Source organism: Sphingorhabdus sp. (genome assembly GCF_046154385.1).
Taxonomy (GTDB): Bacteria; Pseudomonadota; Alphaproteobacteria; order Sphingomonadales; family Sphingomonadaceae; genus Sphingorhabdus_B.
On record NZ_JBJXFW010000053.1, the window covers coordinates 22407 to 45650 of the forward strand.

A 23244-nucleotide genomic window follows, 5' to 3' on the forward strand; every position below is an offset into this window, starting at 1 on the left:
GACCTATATTTTAACCCGGATCGTAAACCGCGCATTGACGGGTGCGCCTGTCGAAATATTGTTATTGTTATGGGCATCCGAGAAATATTCGGTGTCGAACAGATTTTCGACGTTTAGCTGCACCTGCACATTATCACTCACGTCATAATATAAGGCTGCATCAACTCGGGTAAAGGACGGCAGTCGTGTCGTTGGCGGGCTAGTCGGGTTTGTGGGAAGCGGGCTCGTCCGAATTGCCGCGAACTGGCTGGATTGATGGATGATGCCAATGCCAGCGGCAAAACGGTCGCTAAAGTCGTAGCGGTTCCACAAACTTGCCTGATGCTTGGGGACTTGTCCAAGCCGGACAAAGTCATTCCCCTTCAAAGTTGCATCCTGATAGCTGTATCCGCCGTGGACTTGCCATTGGGATGTAATTTGACCAGCCGCAGAAAACTCCACCCCTTTGGTCCGTGTTTCACCCACATTGATTGTGACAAGGGGATTTATTGGGTCCGGCGTGGTCGCATTGCTCCGATCAAGCTGAAACAAAGCCAAGGTCACATTCAAATTTGGCCTAATGTCCCATTTCGCTCCGATTTCATAATTTGTGAATTTCTCGGGCGCCAGATTCTGCTGGGTGACTGACAATGTCAAAAACTGGTCGCCGGACCTTGGCAGGAATGATTGGCTATAGCTGCTGTAAAGGGAAATATTCTCACGCGGTTTGATGATCAACCCGACACGCGGGCTGATTTTGTCATCCTTGCGGGCGAAGGGACGATCCACCAGCGGGAAAAGGTCAACGCCTTCTATGTCAAAACTGTCATAGCGCAACCCGGCCACGACATCGACATTCTCACCGATGCTGATCTGGTCCTGAACATAGGCCGAGAAGAATTCCACATCGGAAACAGTGTTGCGGTTCGGCACGTTGAAAGTGACTGTCGGAAAAACGGGGTTCGCCAGACTAAATGTCGACGAAGACAAAGTGCCATTGACGCGGCTGTTGGTCGACTGTTGGTCGCCATATTCAATACCGAACAGCAATTTGTGCGCCAACGGGCCGGTCGAGATATCCCAAACGAGATTGCTTTGCGCGATGAAATTTTCCCGCTTGGTCGGGTCGCTATAGGCGGACAAAGCGACAGTTCCATTTTGCGCGGTTGCAGCGCCGTTCGCAAACACATTTTCGTAAGTCTTGTCATAGTCGCCATACAATATAGTTCCGCTAAAACTAAGATTGTCGGCAATTTGCCCATCAAGCCTCAGCTTGGCAATCTGCGCCTCTAACCAGGTTCGGTTGACCCCGGGAACGCCAAAAAATTGATCCCGAAAACCACTGATCGGTCTGTTGGGCTGACCTGCCGCGGTCGCAATAGAAGGTATGCCACGATCGGTTACCCGGTCATCATCAACATATTCATAGGAAAGGCCAAGCTTCCAATCCTCGCCAAGTTTGAACGCAATGTAGGGGTTCCATGCATAGCGCCAGCCGTCAACGAAATCGCGATGGTTCTTTTGCTCTTCATAAACCGCATTCAACCGCACCGCGATCGCGTCATTCAAAGGCGCATTCAAGTCTGCCGATATATCATAGGCCCCAAAGCTGTTGATGCTGGCGTGTCCTGCATAAAATGTTTCGGTTTGTGGTGATTTTTGAACACGGTTGATAATCCCGCCGCCGCCGCCGCGGCCGAAGATCAACGCATAGGGGCCTTTGAGAACTTCGACCCGTTCAATGTTATAGAGACCGCGATAATATTGCACATCGTCGCGCACGCCATCGAGGAAAAAGTCGGCCGTCGTGTTTTGGCCGCGCAAGGTGATCTGATCGCGATTGCCCTCGCCCTGCCCGACAGTTACGCCCGGGACATAATGAAGGACATCAGCGAGCGAATAATGCGCCTGATCCTCCAGTTGTTCGCGGGTAATAACGTTAATAGTCTGGGGGATATCCAGCAAAGGCGTGTCGGTTTTTGTCGCTGTGACCGAATTGGACGCGACATAACCCTCGCTGGCACCGGTTACGATTATCGTGCGGCTGTCGTCGTCAAACGCGGCGGCGTCGGCCAGAACGGGATTGGCTGACAAAATTGCGACGGCAATGGCGATGTTGGATGATATTGAATAACGCACTGGAACCCCTTGAACTATTATAATGCGAATGAATCGCAAGATATGCTCATGTCGTTATTGCGAATTGTTATCATATGCAAATATTATTCGCTCAATCATGTCGATGTTTTTTGCAACTGACCTGCACAGGCAGTATGCGGGGTGCTTGGAAACGAATTTAGGGCAATTCACATGTTAGCGAATATTTGGCATAATCCCAATTGCGGAACTTCGCGCAAAACATTGGAGATTTTGCAATCGGTACCGGGCATTCAATTGACCGTGCACCACTATCTCGACGAACCGTTCGAACGCAGCAAGCTGGTTCAACTTTTCAACGACGCAGGACTGACGCCGCGCGAAGCATTGCGGACAAGAGGATCGCCCGCTGAAGAATTGGGGCTTCTCGAAGGGGCTTCGGAAGATTCGATTTTGGACGCGATGGTCGAGCACCCCATTTTGGTAGAACGTCCATTTGTCGAAACCGAAAAGGGCGTTCGCCTGTGTCGACCTCAGGAAATTGCGTTTGAAATTATCTAGGCAACGTTGCGCCGCGGACCTTTGAACAGTTCGAGGCTATCGGCAAAAACCATCGGTCGCCCGAAATAATAGCCCTGAATTTTTTTGCATCCCAATTGCTGGATCATTACCAATTCGGCTTCGGTTTCAACACCTTCGGCGGTCGTCGCGATATTCAAGCTGTCAGCGAGGGCGACGACTGCGCGGATAATCGCGAGGCTTTCTGCTTTGTTCTTCGCGGCGCCCTGCACAAAGCTACGGTCCACCTTGATCGTATCGAACCGGACATTGCGCAAATATCCCAAAGAGGAATAACCGGTGCCGAAATCATCCAATGACAGCTTGATACCCAATCCACGAAGCCGGTCCAACACTTGCACCGCAAGCGTACCGTCGCGCAGGAATATGCTTTCGGTCACTTCCAGCTCCAGCCGCCACGCGGGCATCCCGCTATCATGTAATGCTGAAATAACCGTTTCAACAAAGTTCGTGCTCGTTAGCTGATCGACCGAAATATTCACCGCGACCCGCGTCGTTTCAGGCCAACTCATCGCGTCTTTACACGCACGGCGAAGCACGAAATCGCCGATAGGGACAATCAACCGCGCATCTTCGGCTACAGGAACAAATTTCGCGGGCGACACATTCCCGAATTTCGGGTTGTTCCAGCGTAGAAGCGCTTCAAAACCAACCAGGATATTGTCACCATCAGCGTTGACGACTGGCTGATATTCGACATGCAACTGTTCACGTTCGAGCGCGTTTCGCAACTCGAACTCCATCAACCGCCGCTCTTCGGCATTGGCGTGCAGTTTATGCTGGTAATTATGGTGCATGTTGCCGCCCTGATCTTTGGACCGGTAGAGCGCCAAATCTGCGCTTCGCATCAACAGTTCTACCGTGCGTCCGTCCATCGGACCTAATGCGCTGCCGATACTGGCGCCGATATACAAAGTATTCTGATCGACCTCATAGGGCCGCGAAAGGCTCTCAATGATGCGCCGGGCCAAGGCAGACACATATTTGCTGTCGGTCGCGTCCTTTATGACCACTGCAAATTCGTCTCCGCCCAGGCGACCGCATAGCTCATTGTCCGACATGATCAGTTGCAGCCGTCGCGCAACTTGTGCCAGCAGGCGGTCGCCCACGGGGTGACCCAGCGTATCATTGACCGCTTTGAAGCGATCCAGATCAATCATCATAAAGCCACAGCGGCGACGCCATTTGTCAGCATCGACCAATGCTTCAGCCAATGTTTCGGTCAATTGGAGCCGGTTGGGCAGACCCGTCAGGGTATCAAAGCGCGCCAGATGCGAAATCTTGTCGGCCGATTCACGTTGTTCCGTGACGTCCGACCCGACACCCCTGAAGCCCAGAAACCCGCCGTCTTCTGCATGCCGCGGCGATGCGGATAATTCCCACCATCGGGTAATCCCTTTGATGGTCACAGGGACGATCAAGTTACTAAAGGACTCCCGCCGTTTTAACCGGTCCGCAAGACTGTGCAAAGCTTCGGGATATTGACCCTTTTCCCAGGCATCGCCGGCAATCAGTTTCAGAAGCGGCTGTCCTTCAATGATCTTTGCATCTTCCCCCAGTGCATATGCAAAGCGCGGCGACACATGGGTGGCGCATCGCGATGTATCTGTCTGCCAAAGCCAATCCGCGCCGCTATCTTCAAACTCACGCAGCAAAAGACTCACTGTTTCGGACTTTTCCTGAACAATGCTGTTCGCAACTTCGAACAATATTTGCGCTCTGGCAGACCGCAAACACGCCATAATCAACAACGCGCCGATGCCACAAGAAGACACGGTCAGATAATAACCGCCATGATAGACGAAGCCCAAGCCAGCACAAATACTTGTAATACCTATAAAGATTGTCGCAGCCATTGGCGCAGTCGGGAGCAGCAACGACGCATAGACCATCATCCCCAGTACGATGGACCAAAGCCCCAATATCTCCATGATCGAGCCGCTGGTCCCAAGGAAGCCGAAGGCCGAGCCCCACATGATGGCCGTTACCGCTGAATGGGCATTCAATTTCTTGACATCATCCCGGTTCAGCTGCGGTCGATCCCATACCCACTTGGTTCCGAACTGGTGAAATGAGTAAAGATGAAAGCCGCTGAATATCGCTGCCCATGTGGCTGTGGCCCACACCGGTGCGACACCTTTATACAGGAAAATCGCCATGATGGCGCAAACCAGATTCAGGGCAACACGCAAGGTGGTGCGTTGGCGCATCGTGCGCGCTTGGATGCCCCGCATGATATCGCCATCCATGCCCACAGGTTCGGCAAGGCCTAATAAAGCCTTGAACGAAAGCTCGCTTGGCAACTCCAGGGACGCGTCTTTTTTTATCACCTATTTTGTTTAGCGCCGGAACCTTACTCAAAGGTAATTATGCAGCAGGAATTATGTCGGACCGAAACAATTTTATTGTTTACAATCAACGTATCACAAACTTTACCGTAAATTAACCAAATGGTTATCGGCACCAATCATCGGTCATCGTGCGTGCTTAGGCCGCAATCGCATAAGGTTGGATTTCGCCCGACAGATATAGATTGCGCGCCTTTGCACGGCTCATCTTGCCGGAACTTGTACGTGGCAATGTCCGTGGGGGAACCAATTCGACCACACAATTCATGCCGGTTACAGAACGCACTTTATCGCGAATTTGCTCGCGAAGCCTTGCGCGTTCTTCTTCATCGGTCGTCCGGCATTGCACCAAAACAGCGGGTGTTTCTTCCCCTCCGGGTGTCGTGACAGAAAATGCCGCAATATCGCCTGCCTTGAACCCGGGAAGCTGCTCGACAGCCCATTCGATGTCCTGAGGCCAATGGTTTTTACCATTGATGATAATCATGTCTTTGGCGCGGCCTACGATATAAATATATTCGTTTGACATATACCCCATGTCACCGGTGTCCAGCCAGCCATCAACCAAACACGCATCGGTTGATTCCTTGTCGCGAAAATATTCCTTCATCAAAGATGGTCCGCTGCACCATATTTTACCGATCAACCTGTCGGCCAAAACGGTGCCGTCTTCGCCCCGGATTTGGATTGTCATATCTTTCACCGCTTTGCCGCAGTTAACGATAGCCCGATATCGAACAGGCCGGTCTGATGCGCCGGGATGGCCGGTGAGTTCGGTTTCTTCAACAAGCTCAACCTGGATGCCCTCACCCGGCGGCATGATCGACACCGCCAAGGTGGTTTCGGCCAAGCCATAGCTTGGTAAAAAGGACGAAGCCTTGAATCCGGCATCACCGAACGCGTCAACAAAAGCCTGCATGACATCGGGACGGATCATGTCCGCACCATTTCCTGCAAGACGCCATTTGGAAAGGTCAAAACGGTCGTTAACATGGGTTTGGCTGGAAATCCGTCGTGCACAAATATCATAACCGAACGTCGGCGAATAACTGATAACTGTTCCATCGGCCGCGCTAATGACATCAAGCCACGCCAACGGACGGCGGGCAAAATCTTCGGTCTTCATATAATCGGTTGAAACCTGATTGGCGACAGGCGAAAGGAAGCAGCCGACCAGACCCATATCATGGTACCACGGCAACCATGACACGCAGCGATCAATTTCGGTCACTTCCATGCCATGTGAGTGCGCCGATAGATTGTTCAATAACGCCTTGTGTGTTACGGCAACACCATGCGGGAACCGGGTCGAACCGCTGCTATATTGCAAATAGCAAATTTCGTCCGGTAACGCGTGCGGCAAATCAGTTTTGAGCGCAATGCGATCCGCGAAACTTTGCCAATCAAGGCCTTCTACGCCGCACGAACTTGCTGCTTCGCCGGCCATCTCGGACAATTCGGCCGGAAACAACAAGATTTTGGGATCGCAGCTTTTCAACTGCACGGACAGTTGATCAACATAGCTTTCCTTGCCGCCAAAAGACGTTGGCAGCGGCAATGGAACGGGCCAGGCACCGGCATAAATACATCCGAAAAAGAGAGCAGCGAAATCGGTACCGGTTTCGGCGACCAAGGCAATGCGATCACCTTTTTCGATTCCGTGACCTATCAGGCGATAGGCCATTTGAAGCGCATCCTGCCGCATTTCGCTATAAGGATAAGGCCGTGCCAAAGCGCCGCGCATGTCGTGGAAATTTAATCCACGCTTTCCTGTCGCCGCATAGTCCAGCGCTTCGCCCAAGGTTGCAAAATCCGAAAAACGGCGTTGCAAGCTGTCTTGCGTCGGCGTGCTCGAAAGATCGCTCATAGTATTTCCCACTAATTTTCGGACCGATGTCCACATTACAATTTTATTAAGAACATGGTTTAGTCACTGATACCAGTTCAAAATTCGACCCGACTGTGGCAAGAATAGGGCGCCATGAGCCGACACCCTGCCAAAACTCCGCCGCCATCTTTGAATAAGGAGCGTTTGCGCGGCTTGGCGCTGCATTATGTGGGCAAATATGCGACAACCCGAACAAAATTGGCAAATTATCTTAGTCGAAAGTTAAACGAACATGGCTGGGACGATGTCTGCGGCCCCGATGTCGATGCATTGATCGAAAGACTGTGTGAACTGGGATATATTAACGATGCAGTATTTGCCGAAGCACGCAGCCGCGCTTTGGTACGCCGCGGTTTCGGAAACAGACGGCTGGATGACGATCTTAGGTCAGCGGGTATAAGCGAACAGGATGCCAAGCTGGCACGTGAAAATGCAGAGTCATCGAGGTTTGAATCCGCCGAGAATTTTGCGCGCCGCAAACGCATAGGACCATTCGCCAACGAAACCGCAACACCGGAAAAAAAGCAGAAGCAACTGCGGGCATTTTTACGTGCCGGACACGCATTTGAATTGGCCCGGCGGTTCGTCGAGGCGGGGCCAGACGATAACATTGAGGCAAGTTAGCTAAGTTCAGGACCTGCCAAATAGGCTTCATTGTTACAGTTTAGTGAAAGATTAGCGTGATGTTCCAGCCCGGCATTATTGGATAATAATGATGGTTTATCACTATCATACATCGAATTATGAAATTTTGGCCGAAAATTGTCGAAATTAACTGTAAAATCGTTTAACAATGTTTCGTGGGCATCGAACAGGGACATCCAGTCACTCGTCTTAGCGCCGTTCAAATCGAAACGTTGCGCTTTGTTTACGCACATAAAAACTCCAAGGAAATCGCCAGGATCATGGGCGTATCTTCGCATACTGTCGATGAACGCATCCGGACTGCTATACGCAAGCTCGGCGTAGATTCCCGGACCAAAGCCGCGATACTGGTTGCGGAAACGCTTGATCCAAACACCTATCAACCATTGAGTTATCAACCATCCGTTATTGGTTTTGAAAGAGATTTTGATCACCCCTTGTCTCCTCAGCAGGAAGATTGGCAGGCGACACCAATGTGGTTGCGTCCGCCCTTCCCCACCAAAAGGAGGCCACATAATACCGACTCATTTGGAGAGCGTTTACTGTGGCCGGTGCTGATAGCCATGGGAACTATAATGGCTTTTGCTGCTCTCTACGCCGTAATGCTCGGACTGGGGGCAATGTTATCCTGACCGAGCTTTCTCTCAAAACGGACGAATGCCAAATTGGCTTCGTTCGAAAGGCTAAGGATACAGACCCATGTTGAAACAAAGAGTAGTAGCCGCAGAAAAAATCGCTGCCGAACTTCACGAAGCTGAAGACGCAATCGATCAGGCCATCATCAAACTCGCCAAATTGGCAGGGACCCTTCCCGTCGCACGGTTCGAAACCAACATGTCGGCTATCGTCGGCCAGGACGCAGTTACAAAAGTAACGCAAGCCATCGCAACCGCTGGCCAGGTTCGCCAGATGGTAACCGAAGCCCATCACGCCCTGAGTGAAACACAGCGCCAGGTTGGTTTGGGTGCACGCATGTTTGGTGCAGGCACTGAAAAGCCCAAGGGCCAATCAGTCACGAGCGATCGGGACGCGGCGAACGAAACCGTTCTTCGTCCGCGAGCAGTCGCATAAAACAGTGGAACCGCATGTCGCCACTTACTATGTAATTTTGGTCGCGACGGTATTTGCTGCACATTGGCGAGGCAAGTCATGTGAAAAAGCAGGTGCATGGATAGCTCTTTCCGGGTCATTGTTCACAAGTACAGTGGCCTGGGGGGGCATTTGGGAAGCGTTTGCGGTTCCGGTTTTCATCATTGATCTTATGGTTTTGGCGGGGTTTTGGTCCCTTGCGTTATTCAGTAGCCGTTTTTGGCCCTATTGGGCGACGGGATGGCAGTTGGTCGGGTTGCTGGTCCATATCCAGCGGCTGATGTTTGATGATATATTGGCAAAGCCATATGGGCTGCTTTCAATGTACATCGCTTATCCGATACTGCTGGTTATTTTGCTGTCGTCTCTGCATTCAAAAACCGGTGCGATTACACAAAGGGTTCCAAGCCACCGTTAAAAAGGGGGCCATATGGGAATTAATCAAATAATAGATGAGCTTTCGGCTATTAAATCTAATATTGTAGAAATTTCCGAAAAAGTCGAAAATGAGATTAGAAACGAAATTTTCGAAAGTAACGATGATAAATATCTAAATAATTTTGTTCAAAGATATCTGGAAAACAGGAATCTTCGTAACAAAATGATCAACAAGGATCTCTTTTCTGACCCTTGCTGGGATATTTTAGTTGATGTATTTTCCGCCAGATTAAATGAAAAGAACATTTCTGTTAGCGCGGTCGCAACTGCCGGGAATATGCCTCATACAACAGGGCTTCGTTATATCGATACGCTGGAAAAAATTGGTTATATTTATCGTGAACGTGACGATTGGGATGGTCGCAGGATATTTGTCAAAATATCAGATCAGACATTTCTGATGATGAAAGAATATTTTTTAAGAGTACTCCAGAAATCCAAAGACTACCGTTTTCCGGTAATGTAACGATCTTTCAAGACCCATTGACTGGAGCAATCGTTGTGATTGCTCCAGGACCAACATCGACCGATCAAAGTTGTTGCGTCGGAAACTCTTCCGATAACGTTAGCCGTAAACCCGGTCAGCGGTCGCGACGGCTTCCGAAGCGCGCAATGCGGAAATGATCCGCATCAAATGTGGCAAGTCATGCACTTCAAGATCAACTTCAAATGTATGAAATTCGACGTCGCGAGCGGACATTCGAAGATTGATGATATTTGCTTTGTGATATCCAAAAATACCCGCAATTTCGCCCAATGTGCCCGGACGATTGTGAATGACCACGCGCAGCCGAGCCGATGCTCCGTCACTGCCCTGCCCCCAACTTAAATCGACCCAGTCGGCATCAACGCCGGATGCCAAGCGGTCGCAGTCAATAGTATGCACTTCGACCGGCTGTCCTGACAGTCGCAATCCAACGATGCGGTCGCCGGGAATAGGGTGGCAGCATTCACCCAGATGATAGCCAACACCCGGCGTCAATCCCTTGATCGATATCGCCCGTTCCTGATTGGGGAAATCGGTTTGTGTGCCGTCGGCGTCGAACCCCGGGACAAGCATTTCCATCAAACTACGGTCATTGATTTTGCCGGCCCCGATCCGGTGCATCAATTCTTCTTCACCCTCCAGCTTCATCCGCTCGATAGCTGCGTTCAAAGCTTTCTTGCCAATTTTGCCAGGCAATCTCTCGGCTATTTCTTCATATAGCTTGCGCCCGATAGCGACCAGCTCATCCCGTTCGCGATGGCGGACATGTCGTCGGATGGCGGCACGCGCCTTGCCCGTCGTAACAAAATTCAGCCATGTCGACTGTGGTTCCTGCGCCTTTGATTTCAGGATTTCTACCATGTCGCCATTGTTGAGCTGGGTGCGTAACGGAACGTGACGGCCATTAACTTTTGCGCCTACAGTATTGTCCCCCAGATCGGTGTGCACGGCATATGCAAAATCAACCGCGGTCGACCCTTTGGGCAATTGGTGCAATGCACCTTTGGGCGTAAAGGCAAAAATCCGGTCCTGATACATTGCCATGCGCGTGTTTTCGAGAATATCTTCCGCGTCCTGGCTGGTTTCGAGAATTTCGATCAGATCGCGCAACCACCCCGCCTGACCGTCTGGCTTGTCGGCCTGTTTGTAGGCCCAGTGCGCGGCGAACCCATATTCGGAGGCACGGTGCATTTCCCGGCTCCTGATCTGGACTTCGACGCGCATATTTTTGGCGAACATGATTGTGGTGTGGATTGATTTATAGCCGTTGCGTTTTGGTGTTGAAATGAAATCCTTGAACCGGCCGGGCACCATTTGCCACCGTCGATGTAACACTCCCAAAGCCCGGTAACAGTCATCTTCGCTTTCCGCGATCACCCTGAACGCATTGATGTCCGTCAATTGTTCGAACGCAACATGGCGTTCCTGCATTTTTTTCCAGATCGAATAGGGGTGCTTTTCGCGGCCTGAAATACCGATTTTCAGTCCGGCCTGTTCCATTTCCCACGCTATAGTCTGGTTGATCTGGTCAATTTCAACATCTGCCTTTTCCCTGATCTGTTTCAAGCGGCCGGTAATGGTTTCAAAGGCTTCGGGTTCGAGTTGCTGAAACGCGAGCAACTGCATTTCCCGCATATATTCATACATGCCAATGCGCTCAGCAAGCGGTGCATAGATATCCATCGTTTCCCTTGCGATACGACGGCGCTTTTCAGGGCTTTTGATGAAGTGCAGTGTTCGCATATTGTGCAAACGGTCGGCCAGTTTGACCAGCAGCACACGGATATCGTCGGAAATAGCGAGCAGGAATTTACGCAAATTCTCGGCCGCGCGCTCGTCTTCGGTCTGCGCTTCGATTTTCGACAGCTTTGTCACCCCGTCGACCAAACGGGCTACTTCAGGACCGAATTTGGCCTGGATGTCTTCAATCGTGGTCAGCGTGTCCTCCACCGTGTCGTGGAGCAACGCTGTTATGATGGTATCCTCATCCATTTTCAGGTCGGTCATCAAACCGGCCACCTCGACAGGATGGCTGAAATACGGATCGCCGCTGGCCCGCTTCTGCGCGCCATGCATCTGTACCGTAAACACATAGGCCCGGTTAAGCCGATCCTCATCGACATCGGGCGCATATGCACGGACCCGTTCCACCAGTTCATATTGCCGCATCATAAGATGACACGTTGGGATATTGCATTGAGCATGCAACAAAAAAATGCACCGGCCACGCTCCGATGGCGATATTTCTCCATCAAAGCGCTCCGGCGCTAGGGTTTTCGGCTCTCTGTTCGCCGGCCAAAGGGCGGCAAGGGGGGTAGAAGGAGAGAGGAGCCGAAAGAATTCAGTAATTCATCAATTCTTTGCGATGACTTCTTTTTGGTTGCCATTGCACGCTGCGATTTCTTCAGCGGTAAACACGCGGTCGCCAGCGCTAAACGCAGAAACCTGGCCGAATTCACGGGCGATGCTGATGCACATATTTTTTGGTGCAGTCGAAGCCATTGGCGCACGGCAAGCAGTGCCTTCGCACTTTACAAACACACTGCGGAGCAATTCTTGCTTCGACGCTGCTGGCTGGGCCAATTCAGCCTTGTAATAAGGACCATTAGGGGCTGCATGGGCCTGAGGTGCAACAAACAAAAGCGTTGCACTGATAACAGATGCAGCAGCAAGCGCGCCGATACGCGAAGAAACATGGGAGAGAGTCATAATTATTTCCTTTTAGCTTTGCTAAATTTGCAGAGCGCCAACCGGAACTTTATGTTCTTATGCTTGCGTCCTGCGCCTCTGGAAAACCAGTTGCGAATCACTACCTAATATATTAGGTTTCTAGTTGCAACTTAAAACTGATTATCTGTTGCATTTTTTTAGAAGGCGGCACAGGCTGTTCGCAAGAGGATGGATTATGGGTGAATTAAGAGAGTCGCTGCAGGATATTGTGGAATGTGGGCTGCCCACTGCGCTTGAAGCGATGGGCGAGAAATGGTCTTTCATGATCCTGCGCGCCGCATTCAATGGCATCCGCCATTTCGAGGAATTTCTGTCGGAAATCAGCATTGCCCGCAATATACTTGCAAACCGGCTGACGCGTCTAACCGAAAGCGGCATTCTTCACCGAACACCCTGCCCCGATGATCGCCGTAAAGTCGAATATCGCCTGACGGACAAAGGACTCGACCTTTTACCGACTATGATCGCCCTGCGCCAATGGGGCGAAAAATGGGGTACCGGTGTGCCATCCAACCCGGTGCTGGTTGATGAGCAGGACCGGCAACCCATTTTACCCGTTACGATCCGCAGCCATGACGACCGCGTATTGGGGCATATGGATTTGTGTTGGATGAATTCCGCCGATATCAAACCCATAAACGCAGACGACCATAATGCGGACAATGACCGGGTCAGAAGGTTAAGCGCCATTTAGCGCCGCTTTTCAGCCCTTCGCCTTCACCCGCCAGACAATATTGCCGACATCGTCGCTCACCAGCAAAGAACCGTCCTTCGCAACCGTCAGCATCGTTGGCCGACCCTGCGCATTGCCGTCCTTATCCAAGAAACCGGTCAACACACGCACTGGCTTGCCGACAGGCTCTCCCTTCGGGAAGGGCACGAAGATCACGTCATAGCCCGAGGCAGGCTTGCGGTTCCACGATCCGTGACGGGCAACAAAAGCACCGTCGGTCAGGGACGCGCCGAGCTTTGCATTGTAGCCAAAGGCGAGACCCAGAGGCGCGGTGTGGGCCCCCAGAGCATAGTCCGGACGGCGTTCATATTCGCGCTTTTCAGGTTTGGGCGGCGACACGCGGGCGTCGGTAAAGCCGCCCCAATAATGTTGCGGCCATCCATAATCGGCGCCAAATTCAACGAGGGCCAGATAATCCGGAACCAGATCAGATCCGAGCATGTCGCGTTCGTTGACGACCGTCCACAAACGTCCCGACTTGTCCCAGTCAAGCCCAACCGGATTACGCAGGCCCGATGCGTAAGGCATCTTCTTGCCTGATGCCAGATCGAGTTCCAGAACCATGGCGCGGCCCCGTTCGAATTCCATGCCGCGTTCGGCAATATTGCTGTTCGACCCGACCGAGATGTAGAGTTTCTTGCCATCAGGCGACGCGGCAAGGTTGCGGGTCCAATGGTTGTTGGGGGCCATGGCGTTTAGCTTGGTGACCTCGCGCCCTTTACCGGTGATACTCGTCGCACCTTCTTTATACGTAAAAGCGAGAACTGCATCGGTGTTGGCAACATAAAGCGTGTCGCCGACCAGAGCCATGCCGAAAGGTGCGTTAAGACCCGTGATATAAGGCATTTTAAGCTCGGCTTTGCCGTCGCCATCGGCGTCGCGTAGCAGACTGATCCGGTTCGCCGATGGAACGCCCGCACCCGCCTTGCCCATAAGCCAGCGCGCAACCATGCCTTCGACGCCGCCACCTTCGCGCGGAGGAGAGTTTGATTCAGCCACCAGCACATCGCCGTTCGGCAACACATAAAGATTGCGTGGATGGTCGAGCCCCTCGGCAAATCGTTCGACGACAAGGCCAGGTGCGGCACTAGGCGCTTCACCGGCTTTCCAGCGGTCGACATTGGCAACATTGATGGTCGGGAATGTCTCCGGCCGGGGCTGGGTCAGTTCGGGCTTGGGGCCTTCCAGCGCCGCAAGCGGAAGCTTTGCCTCGTCCGGGCGGGTCATAAACCACGCGCCGATCAGGCCGAGGACGATGAAAATCAGAACTATGTTACGTACATGTTTCCACATAATTTGAATCCTCTCAGGTCCGTTTACGGTCAAAAAGCCAAACCGCCAAAGCGATAGCCACTCCGACACCAAAGCCAATCATCATACCTGCAGAAGGTTGATTCAGCGCGACGCCACCAATGGCACCCAAAAGCAGGCCAAGGGCAATGAAAATGCCGCCGGCAAGGCGGGGTTGGCTATTGTTCGTTTCAGACATGCCGCCCCTTTGCCACCAATGCCGCCTGACAGGCAAGCGGGAACATCGTGCTTAATTTCCGCTAACCAATTGCTTTGACGGAACGGCGACGCCCCCACGCTATCAGAGTGCTTGCAGACAGGCCATTTCACCCGGGCCTGTCTGCCACCCGAAACCAACTCGAAAGTTCGACCTGCCTATGTTTTTGCCGCTTTATGTCGAACCGCGCGATGTTGTCGAAGCAGAGGCGCTGATCGACCAATTTGGTAAAACCGCCGGACTGGAGGCGGCAGACCGGGCCGAGGCGAGCCGCAATGTTGGCAACCACCTGCATTATTGCCGCTGGCGCCAGATTGAACGGCTCATCATCATGCTCAGCATCGAAACGACATTGGGCACTATCCACTAAACGGCGTTTCTGGCCGGACTTTTAGCCGGTTTAGAGTCATTTTCTGGCCAGTCTCTCGGCGTAAACGCCAAAGACTCATCTTAAATAGTTGACGTTAAAAGCACCCGTCACCCTGAACTTGTTTCAGGGTCCATCGTGCAGCCGCATCCATGGTTTAAGTTAAAACCTACTCGGGCGTAACCATTTGGCTTGCCCAGACACCATAGAGAAGAACGAACAAATGGACCCTGAAACAAGTTCAGGGTGACGGTGAGGGTTTACCGGAGAATTTGCTTCCCTAAACCTCGTCCTCCAAAGACAGCAGCGACGCATTTCCGCCGGCACTTGTCGTGTCCGTGCTGGTCGTGCGTTCGGCGCAGAAACGGTAGAGATAATGCGGACCGCCCGCTTTGGGCCCGGTGCCCGATAGCCCTTCCCCGCCAAAGGGCTGGCTGCCCACAACTGCGCCAATCATCGAACGGTTGATATAGAGGTTGCCGACCCGCGCCATCTGTTCGACCGCCTCGCTGCTACGCGCGATACGGCTGTGCAGGCCCATGGTCAGGCCAAAGCCCTTGGCATTTACGCGCTGCACCGTTGCGTCGAGCGTTCCCGCTTTCCAGGTCGCGACATGGACCAGCGGGCCGAACCATTCATTTTGCAACTGGTCGAGGTCATCCAGCCGGATAACCGTTGGCGGAACAAACAGGCCCTTGGCCGGGACGGCAACACTTTGGAAAATGCGGTCTTTCACGCTTTGGCGATAGGCCATCAGCTTGTCATAGGATGCCTGGTCAATGACAGGGCCAATGTCGGTCGCAGGATCGGACGGATCACCGACATTCAGGCAATCCATCGCACCGCGCAGCATTTCGAGCGTATGATCCGCAATATCTTCCTGCAACAACAGCAAGCGAAGAGCGGAGCAGCGCTGTCCTGCGGATTGGAAACCCGAAATGATAACATCACGCACGACCTGTTCGGACAGAGCGGTGGAATCGACGATCATCGCATTCAAACCGCCGGTTTCGGCGATCAGCGGTACCAGCGGGCGGGCGTCGTCGAGCAAGAGATTGCGGGCGATGGCCTTGGCGGTAGGGACTGATCCTGTGAACACCACGCCGCAAATGCGGGTGTCAGACGTCAGCTGCGCGCCGACATCACCTGCGCCGGTCACCAATTGCAGCGCGTCTGCCGGAACACCGGCCTGATGCGCGAGCGAAACGGCAAAGGCGGCGATGGCGGGCGTTTGCGGCGCGGGCTTTGCAACCACCGCATTGCCGGCCACCAAAGCGGCGGCGACTTGTCCCAAAAAGATAGCGAGCGGGAAGTTCCACGGGGCGATGGCAACCCAGACACCGCGCCCTTCATGGCGCAAGATATTGCGTTCGCCCGTCGGCCCGGGCAGTTCCACCGGCACCAGATCGGCAATGGCGCGCGCGGAATAATAGCGGCAGAAATCGATGGCCTCGCGCACTTCGGATAGCGCATCGGGGATGGTTTTCTTCGCCTCCTGCACCGCAAGCGCCATCAACTTGCCCCGGTTTTCCTCCAGCAGATCGGCCAGACGGTCCAGACATTCGGCACGGGTGTAGAGCGATGTCGACGACCATGCCGGATATGCGGCCAAGGCGCGGCTGACGGCCTCTTGCAGGCCGTGACCTGCGGCTATGGCAAGCTTGGCGGGGATGGCGATTTCGGCTGCGGTTGAGGCCAAAATGGCGGCATCGTCCAGATCGACGCCTCGGCTGTTCACGCGCTCCGGTTGGAACAGGTCTGCGGGCAAGGCGATGGCGGGGTGGCGCGTGCCGCCGACCGCCATGACCTTTTCAACCGGATCGGCGAGCAGTTCCTCTTCGCTGACCGATTGGTCGGCCAACTGATGGACAAAGCTGCTGTTTGCGCCATTTTCCAGCAAGCGGCGGACGAGATAGGCGAGCAGGTCACGGTGGCCGCCAACGGGGGCATAGGTCCGGCAATGATAGCCCTCCTCCTGCACCAATCGCTCGAACAGCCCCTCGCCCATGCCGTGCAGCCGCTGGAATTCAAAATCACGCCGGTTGCCCGCCCAATGCAGTATGGTCGCGATGGTCAGCGCGTTGTGGCTCGCCAGCGCGGGGCGGATGTGCGCGGCGTCAAACATATCGCGGGCGCAGGCAAGGTAGGACACGTCGGTCGCAGGCTTGCGTGTGAAGAGCGGGAAATCGCTGAGCCCGCGTTCCTGCGCATGCTTGATCTCGCTGTCCCAATAGGCGCCCTTCACAAGCCGCACCTGCATGATCCGGCGCGTTTCCGCGCCTAGCGCATTGGCCCACGATATGGTCGGCCGCGCGCGCTTGGAATAGGCCTGCACCGCCATGCCCAGCCCGTTCCAGCCGTTCAGCGCAGGATCGCGCGCAACGCGTTCGATGATATTAAGGCTCATCTCCAGCCGCGCCGCCTCTTCGGCGTCAATGGTCAACTGAACGCCGAGCGAGGCTGCCTTGGACGCGAGTTCGCGCACCATAAAGGCAAGTTCGGGCACACAGGTCGCCGCCTGCGCCGTTTCATAGCGGGGGTGCAGCGCCGACAGCTTCACCGAAACGCTGTGCCCGCGCGCCGCATTCTGCCCGACCGAGGCGATGGCGTTGGCATAGGCTTCGAAATAGCGCTCGGCATCGGCGCGGGTCCGCGCGGCTTCGCCCAGCATGTCGAAGCTGGCGGTAAAGCCGCGGTTTTCCTTGGCATCCATGCGCTTCATGGCTTCGTCGATGGTCCGGCCCATGACAAAGACCTGCCCCATCAACCGCATCGCGGCGCCCACGGCCTGCCGCACAAAGGGCTCGCCCGCACGCGCGATCAGGCGCTTCAGGCTGCTGTTGCTGTCGCCTAGCACCGCCTTGCCCAGCACCAACCCCCAGGTCGCGCTGTTGACGAGCAGGCTTGACGATTGGCCCTTATGCCCGCGCCAGTCGGCATCAGTCAGCTTGTCGGCGATCAGCAGGTCGGCAGTCTCCGGATCAGGCACCCGCAAAAACGCCTCGGCCAGCGACAATAGAGCCGTCCCCTCTTCCGTCCCCAGCCGATATTCCTGCAGGAACTGGTTCACCCAACCGTCCGACTGCGCCGCACGCAAATCCTGCAACAGGTCGCGCGCGATCGCCACAATCGCATCGCGATCCCCGCCCTCCATTTGGGAAGCGGCCACCAGCGGTGCCAGCACCTCAGGCTCCGGCATACGGTAAAACGGACGGATGGCTGTGCGTGCGGAGTCGAGCGATGAGGTCATACCGCCGCTTTGCCGGATATTATGATGCCAGACAAGTTTCAGTTGTAACGAAAAAAGGCCAGCACCGTCTCCGATGCTGGCCTCCCCCTCGAAGGGTATGGTTTCCGCTCTGCGGCAGAGAAGGTTCAGGGATGCCGCAGAGCGAAATGGCTGAATTAGCGATAGCGACGGCGGCAATTGCTGTCGGATTTGTCGATTGCGCGCCCCGCCAGTGCGCCGACGGCTGCTCCGATGATGCTGCCTTCGGTCTTGTTTCCGCGACGGGCGACTTCGTTGCCGAGCAAACCTCCGGCTACGGCACCTATAATCGTGCCACCTGTACCCTTGTCGCAACGTGCATTGCTGCGGTAATAGCGATCACCACGACGATTATTCCGGCGTTCATAGCGATCATAGCGATCATAACGGTCATCATTGCTGTAATAATCATCGTCATATCCGCGATCTGCCTGTGCGGGAACTGCGGCAAAACCTGTGATGGCAGTTGCGGCAAGAACCAGGGTTCCAATGCTTTTACGAAATTTCATCATGGCTATTCTCCAGTTTGCTGTTTGCCCACCCGTTTCGGGGACAGGGGGCAATTTGTTTTCCCAACAATGCTGCTATGGAGCAGTCTGTTTTACCGTAATCTGAATGTGTTTGTTATCATTCGTTCATGTTTACGCCTTTTAAGATTAACAAGACTGAGGTTGCATGGTTCTGAAATTGCCGCGTCTGATCCTGCTCCTGTTGCTTGCGATACTCGCTGTCGGTGGTATCCGCATCATCCAGCCCAACCACAGCCAGTTTATCGGTATTAAGCCGCTACAACTGGATCCCGCCCATCATGGCCAACGTCGTCTGGGCGAGCTTATTTTCTTATCCGCATGGGAATTGGAAAGCCCGAATGAGGATTTCGGCGGCATATCAGGACTGGCCGCATTGCCCGATGATCGCTTCATTGGAATAAGCGATGCAGGCACGTTGATCGGCTTTGGCCTGACCAATGATGATCGAATCGACAGGCCTTTCATCGCGCCATTGCCCGGGTCCAATCAACCCGGCAGCAGCTATCTCGACAGGGATAGCGAAGGCATAACATTCGACGCACAGAGTGGCCAATTCTGGATCAGCTACGAAGCCAAACACGCCATCCGGCGCTTTTCCCGCTCCTTTGCCCGACTCGACGGCGAAGTCCGTCCAAAAGAAATGAAGCTTTGGCCCCGAAACAAGGGCGCAGAAACAATGATCCGCATGAAAGATGGCCGTTTCGTCATCATTTCGGAAAGCCTTGAAGACGACGATACGCATCAGGCACTTTTGTTTTCCGGCGACCCCGTCGAACCCGGCTCGATAAAAACTGAATTCCGTTATCGCCCACCTACCGGCTACCGGGCGACAGACGGTATCCAATTGCCCGACGGCAGGATCATGCTGCTGCACCGCTCGGTTGGCGTACCAAGTGGATTTTCCGCAAAGCTGGGCATCGCATCGCCGCCGGATCTGACCCAAAATGTCAACTGGAACAGCCAAATAATTGCGACCTTATCGGCACCCTTGCTGGTCGACAATATGGAAGGCATTGCAGTAAAGCAGGCGGGCAAAGACACGCTTATCTGGCTTATTTCAGACAGTAATTTCAATATCTTGCAACGTACGATCCTCATGAAGTTCCGGCTATCGGAACGCGGAGGCAACAAAAAACCGGAGGCGTTACCCGCCCCCGGTTTTGAATCTCTGAACTAGGCGCTGGTTTAGCGCCAGAATTTACGCAGCGACTTTTTGTTTCTTGGCGATTTCTTTCTTCACCTTGCGCGCATTGGTCGAAAGTTTTTCATCCGAAGTTTTCAGCAACCAGTTATCAAGACCGCCAACATGTTCCACCGAACGCAGCCCATGGGTCGACACCTTGAACTTGTAACCTTGTTCCAACGCGTCGGACAACAAGGTCACATTCTGCAGATTCGGCAGAAACGTGCGCTTTGTCTTGTTGTTGGCGTGGCTCACATTGTTGCCGACCAAACGGCCCTTACCGGTGAGTTCGCAGATGCGCGCCATGATGTATATCCTGTATAAAATGAGTGTATGCGGAATCACTGACCCGCGAAAGTCGCTGCCCCTAACCTTCCAAGCGAAAAAGGTCAAGTCGCAGATATAGCCAAATGCGCCATTGTCGGGTAGCGCAAGGCCATGTCCCTGCCCAAAGCCCGCGAAATGATGGAAGAAGCGCTCGTCCTCGCGCGTTTGGCTGCCGCATCCGGCGAAGTACCCGTGGGCGCCATCGTGGTCAAGGACGGCCAAATCATCGGGCGCGGCGCAAACCGTCCATTGGAAAGCCACGATCCCACCGCCCACGCCGAAATCATTGCCCTGCGTGAGGCAGCAGCAGTGCTGGGCAACGACCGGCTGACCGGATGCGAGCTGTGGGTCACGCTTGAACCCTGCGCCATGTGCGCCGGCGCCATCGCCCACGCCCGCATCGCCCGCCTCTATTATGGTGCCGACGACCCCAAAGGCGGAGCCGTCACCCACGGCCCCCGCCTGTTCGACCAGCCCACCGTGCATCACCGGCCAGAGATTTATGCCGGAATAGCCGCCGACGAAGCAGCAGCGTTGCTAAAAGCGTTTTTTGCGGAGCGGCGGTAGGAACGCTTCACTTCCCGTCACAAGCTTAAGTCACTGAGTTTAGGGAGTGGCGGCAATTGTAGATAATTGAGCGCGTGCGGCATTTCGAAGCTCGATCCACAAGCTAGCTGGCTTCAGGCGCAACGGGCTTACCTTATCGTTCATTGCGTTATTCATTTCAGCCATACCAGATCTGCAAACCCACCAAGGCTGCGTATCAAGCGGCAACTTTTCTTCCTCCGCCAATGCAACCTCTACAATCGCACGAGAAGGTCTTCCCGTTGCGACAAGAAATCGCAGATCACGAAGCACAAGCATATCCCATGCCCGGATGCTTTCCAAGCTGGCGGAGTCAGTGCAACGGCTGGCATCATAAGTCATTCTTGCTCGCGCGACCAGATAAGTCGTCAGACTCCGAGCAGAATCTCGAGCCGCTAGCCGCCGTGAAAGTTCATAAAGATAAGGCGTGGGCAAATTTGTCGAGTTTTTCTCTAACCACTCTAATGTGGTCAGATCATCGTAAGGCGCATTATAAACGGCTTGAAAAGCAAGGTCGAACCCAAAATTCGGAGGAATATCGGGATTGTCAAACGTGCCATAACGAACCGCTTTAACTTTTGCCGGATCGGGAGACGGAATAAGCTGAAAATTGTTTATCCTGTCCTGCCCTCGACCCAACGCTGCAAGTTGAGCTGCCGAGCGGACATTAACGGATGCTGCAGCATCAAGCCAAGCCAGTCCTCGCGCTTCGTCTTTCGGCGCAACTTTGCCAGCCAAATAGATCTTGCCCAGACTGATTGCTGCACTAGGAAAGCCGTTTGCCGCCGCCTTCTCGTAAAGTTTTATTGCGCGAGGCACATCGCGCGGCGCTCCTTTACCTTGGATCATTAAGCTAGCAAGAAGATCCGCCGCCGCCGGATTACCGCGGTCAGCCGCGATTCCGAGATGCTGAACTGCCAATGCATAATTAGGCTGAACGCTCTCGGCCATTCCAAGAATGGACCCTAGCATATAATGAACGGCAGGGTTGTCAGATACAGCCGCTGAGCGCTCCAGCAATCTAACTGCGTCGTTGCTCTTTGCAGGTAAGGAAAACAACGTTGTTGCAGCGATTGCCAATGAAGGAGCGGCCTCGCCATTCGCCACACGTGCAGCACAATCTGGGTTTGAAGGCAACGTATCGACCGTATAATCGCGACAGGTCGGATCAAATTGCAAGGCGGTACCGTCACCCTTAAATTGAGCCGTTGGGTCGTCGGGACTGACCGTAATTGTCGAATTAGGAGTGGCGGCAACCAAAAGGAAAGCGAACAATATCATAAGCCTACATAGCACGAGCTTATAATATTGTAAAGTTAAACGGTGTAGAATGGTCTTTATATTAACGCGGCTTTTGCATAGACAACAGAAACATATCGCACCCCTCCCTAAAGAACGCGCAACGCCTTCTTCCTTTTTGCCTTATTCCTTCTAGCGACAAAAAACGCCAAACGGACTCCCCGCAAAATAGGACACCCCCTAATCGGAGGGTCCGCGATGTTTGGCCGCGAATGCGAACAACAGGCTGGCGATCCACCACAATTTGGCGAGCAAAACCGTAAACACCCCGCCCCTAAAATCACTACCCATTATTCCGGCAAGGAAGCCGATCGAGCATTGAACCGTTCCGGCGGAGAGCATCGCAAGAGGGAGGATGTTGCGGTGAAGGCCGGAGAGCCAGGCGCCGACAATCGCGATCAACAGGACAAGGCCGAACAGCAGGTTTACGCTATTGCCTTCGTGGCCGATCATGCCAATGGCGAGGCTTGACCAAAAGACCAGAGAACCGGCGAGAATCGCAAAAAATCCGCCTGCGCGGGAAAACAGGTTAGAGGTGATGAGGACGTTCAATTCCGCCAAAGCGCCGGTGATGCCGATTATGGCTGTGGCAATGATGAAATCGGCTCCGTCCCACTGCACTTCCCGGGAAAACTGCATCGCCACCAGCGGTATCAGGAGCAACCCAGCCGCGCTGCCCCAGCCCAAAATCCGCCAGATAGGAATATGTTGCGATCCAGCTTCCCCAAAGCCAATGTTGTTCATCAAATTTTTGCCCCATTTGCTGAAAATTTTTGCACCGTTTGGTGATTGTCCGCGCAGCATTGGCAGACTAGGGGGTGAACGGCATGATGGGGCCATGAGCAATTGGTGAAAAATGGACGGGGCAAGCCTATATTTTGATGATTTCCGGCTGGATCCGGAAAACAGACTGCTAGTGCGTGACGGGGCGCAGGTGGAGTTGAGCGGACGTTATCTCGACGCGTTGGCCTTGCTGGTCGGCGCGCCGGGGAAGCTGGTGTCCAAAGAGCGCTTTCTGGAAGATGTCTGGCACGGTGTGCCGGTGACCGATGAAGCGCTGACCCAATGTATCAAGGCGCTGCGGCGGACGTTGGGGGACGATGCCGCCCGTCCGCGATTTATCGAGACTGTTCCCAAATACGGATATCGCTTCATTGCCGACGTG

Annotated in this window: 23 protein-coding genes; 11 read left to right on the top strand and 12 right to left on the bottom strand. The window is 53.8% G+C overall.

Going from position 1 to position 23244, the window contains the following annotated elements; genetic code table 11:
* Positions 1 to 3: 3 nt before the first annotated feature.
* Positions 4 to 2118 (bottom strand): TonB-dependent receptor, encoded by a 2115-nt coding sequence (locus ACKVOS_RS12045; RefSeq protein ID WP_409212246.1) that lies wholly within the window; start codon positions 2116 to 2118, stop codon positions 4 to 6.
* A gap of 171 nt (positions 2119 to 2289) precedes the next feature.
* Here ACKVOS_RS12045 and arsC point away from each other — a divergent pair, with 171 nt between their 5' ends.
* The gene (gene arsC / locus ACKVOS_RS12050) at positions 2290 to 2637 is read left to right on the top strand and encodes an arsenate reductase (glutaredoxin) (protein WP_409212247.1); all 348 of its coding nucleotides are present in this window, start codon (positions 2290 to 2292) and stop codon (positions 2635 to 2637) included.
* Here arsC and ACKVOS_RS12055 read toward each other — a convergent pair.
* Positions 2634 to 4985, bottom strand: coding sequence for a putative bifunctional diguanylate cyclase/phosphodiesterase (locus tag ACKVOS_RS12055; protein ID WP_409212248.1), 2352 nt, complete (start codon positions 4983 to 4985; stop codon positions 2634 to 2636). The genes arsC and ACKVOS_RS12055 overlap by 4 nt on opposite strands.
* A gap of 157 nt (positions 4986 to 5142) precedes the next feature.
* On the bottom strand, positions 5143 to 6870 hold the full coding sequence (locus tag ACKVOS_RS12060; protein ID WP_409212249.1) for a fatty acyl-AMP ligase: 1728 nt from the start codon (positions 6868 to 6870) through the stop codon (positions 5143 to 5145).
* 114 nt (positions 6871 to 6984) lie between these two features.
* Between ACKVOS_RS12060 and ACKVOS_RS12065 the strand changes: the two genes are divergently transcribed.
* The 5 genes from ACKVOS_RS12065 to ACKVOS_RS12085 all read left to right on the top strand — a co-directional run bounded on the left by ACKVOS_RS12065 (position 6985) and on the right by ACKVOS_RS12085 (position 9529).
* Complete coding sequence (locus ACKVOS_RS12065; RefSeq protein WP_409212250.1) at positions 6985 to 7515, top strand: regulatory protein RecX; 531 nt, start codon at positions 6985 to 6987, stop codon at positions 7513 to 7515.
* A 176-nt stretch (positions 7516 to 7691) separates the two neighbouring features.
* Entirely contained in the window at positions 7692 to 8168 is a 477-nt protein-coding gene (locus ACKVOS_RS12070; protein WP_409212251.1) for a helix-turn-helix transcriptional regulator, read from the top strand.
* Between the two features lie 67 nt (positions 8169 to 8235).
* Positions 8236 to 8607, top strand: coding sequence for a hypothetical protein (locus ACKVOS_RS12075; RefSeq protein ID WP_409212252.1), 372 nt, complete (start codon positions 8236 to 8238; stop codon positions 8605 to 8607).
* A gap of 4 nt (positions 8608 to 8611) precedes the next feature.
* Entirely contained in the window at positions 8612 to 9043 is a 432-nt protein-coding gene (locus ACKVOS_RS12080) for a hypothetical protein (RefSeq protein WP_409212253.1), read from the top strand.
* A 12-nt stretch (positions 9044 to 9055) separates the two neighbouring features.
* Entirely contained in the window at positions 9056 to 9529 is a 474-nt protein-coding gene (locus ACKVOS_RS12085) for a hypothetical protein (protein WP_409212254.1), read from the top strand.
* A 99-nt stretch (positions 9530 to 9628) separates the two neighbouring features.
* On the opposite strand, the gene ACKVOS_RS12090 is transcribed toward ACKVOS_RS12085, so the two are convergent.
* Together ACKVOS_RS12090 and ACKVOS_RS12095 are read right to left on the bottom strand one after the other, a co-directional pair.
* On the bottom strand, positions 9629 to 11722 hold the full coding sequence (locus ACKVOS_RS12090; protein ID WP_409212255.1) for a RelA/SpoT family protein: 2094 nt from the start codon (positions 11720 to 11722) through the stop codon (positions 9629 to 9631).
* A gap of 180 nt (positions 11723 to 11902) precedes the next feature.
* The gene (locus ACKVOS_RS12095; RefSeq protein ID WP_409212256.1) at positions 11903 to 12259 is read right to left on the bottom strand and encodes a CC_3452 family protein; all 357 of its coding nucleotides are present in this window, start codon (positions 12257 to 12259) and stop codon (positions 11903 to 11905) included.
* A 196-nt stretch (positions 12260 to 12455) separates the two neighbouring features.
* Here ACKVOS_RS12095 and ACKVOS_RS12100 point away from each other — a divergent pair, with 196 nt between their 5' ends.
* On the top strand, positions 12456 to 12974 hold the full coding sequence (locus ACKVOS_RS12100) for a winged helix-turn-helix transcriptional regulator (RefSeq protein ID WP_409212257.1): 519 nt from the start codon (positions 12456 to 12458) through the stop codon (positions 12972 to 12974).
* A gap of 9 nt (positions 12975 to 12983) precedes the next feature.
* Here the strand turns inward: ACKVOS_RS12100 and ACKVOS_RS12105 are convergent, their stop codons facing one another.
* Positions 12984 to 14306 (bottom strand): PQQ-dependent sugar dehydrogenase, encoded by a 1323-nt coding sequence (locus ACKVOS_RS12105; protein WP_409212258.1) that lies wholly within the window; start codon positions 14304 to 14306, stop codon positions 12984 to 12986.
* A gap of 13 nt (positions 14307 to 14319) precedes the next feature.
* Positions 14320 to 14502 carry a hypothetical protein gene (locus tag ACKVOS_RS12110; protein ID WP_409212259.1) on the bottom strand — a complete coding sequence of 61 codons (183 nt, stop codon included), beginning with the start codon at positions 14500 to 14502 and terminating at the stop codon, positions 14320 to 14322.
* 178 nt (positions 14503 to 14680) lie between these two features.
* On the opposite strand from ACKVOS_RS12110, the gene ACKVOS_RS12115 reads away from it, so the two are divergent.
* Positions 14681 to 14890, top strand: coding sequence for a hypothetical protein (locus ACKVOS_RS12115; RefSeq protein ID WP_143776010.1), 210 nt, complete (start codon positions 14681 to 14683; stop codon positions 14888 to 14890).
* Positions 14891 to 15167: 277 nt separating this feature from the next.
* Here the strand turns inward: ACKVOS_RS12115 and ACKVOS_RS12120 are convergent, their stop codons facing one another.
* The gene (locus ACKVOS_RS12120; RefSeq protein ID WP_409212260.1) at positions 15168 to 18137 is read right to left on the bottom strand and encodes an L-glutamate gamma-semialdehyde dehydrogenase; all 2970 of its coding nucleotides are present in this window, start codon (positions 18135 to 18137) and stop codon (positions 15168 to 15170) included.
* 155 nt (positions 18138 to 18292) lie between these two features.
* Complete coding sequence (locus tag ACKVOS_RS12125) at positions 18293 to 18664, bottom strand: glycine zipper 2TM domain-containing protein (protein WP_409212268.1); 372 nt, start codon at positions 18662 to 18664, stop codon at positions 18293 to 18295.
* Between the two features lie 166 nt (positions 18665 to 18830).
* Between ACKVOS_RS12125 and ACKVOS_RS12130 the strand changes: the two genes are divergently transcribed.
* Complete coding sequence (locus tag ACKVOS_RS12130) at positions 18831 to 19862, top strand: esterase-like activity of phytase family protein (protein WP_409212261.1); 1032 nt, start codon at positions 18831 to 18833, stop codon at positions 19860 to 19862.
* Positions 19863 to 19883: 21 nt separating this feature from the next.
* On the opposite strand, the gene rpmB is transcribed toward ACKVOS_RS12130, so the two are convergent.
* Positions 19884 to 20174: a 50S ribosomal protein L28 gene (gene rpmB, locus ACKVOS_RS12135; RefSeq protein ID WP_409212262.1), complete on the bottom strand. Its 291-nt coding sequence runs from the start codon at positions 20172 to 20174 to the stop codon at positions 19884 to 19886.
* Between the two features lie 132 nt (positions 20175 to 20306).
* On the opposite strand from rpmB, the gene tadA reads away from it, so the two are divergent.
* Positions 20307 to 20762 (top strand): tRNA adenosine(34) deaminase TadA, encoded by a 456-nt coding sequence (gene tadA, locus ACKVOS_RS12140; RefSeq protein WP_409212263.1) that lies wholly within the window; start codon positions 20307 to 20309, stop codon positions 20760 to 20762.
* A 39-nt stretch (positions 20763 to 20801) separates the two neighbouring features.
* Here tadA and ACKVOS_RS12145 read toward each other — a convergent pair whose 3' ends face one another.
* Entirely contained in the window at positions 20802 to 22061 is a 1260-nt protein-coding gene (locus ACKVOS_RS12145; RefSeq protein ID WP_409212264.1) for a tetratricopeptide repeat protein, read from the bottom strand.
* Positions 22062 to 22259: 198 nt separating this feature from the next.
* The gene (locus ACKVOS_RS12150; protein WP_409212265.1) at positions 22260 to 22823 is read right to left on the bottom strand and encodes a hypothetical protein; all 564 of its coding nucleotides are present in this window, start codon (positions 22821 to 22823) and stop codon (positions 22260 to 22262) included.
* A gap of 112 nt (positions 22824 to 22935) precedes the next feature.
* On the opposite strand from ACKVOS_RS12150, the gene ACKVOS_RS12155 reads away from it, so the two are divergent.
* Positions 22936 to 23244, top strand: a 309-nt coding sequence (locus ACKVOS_RS12155) for a transcriptional regulator (protein ID WP_409212266.1), incomplete at its 3' end; no start/stop codon positions are given.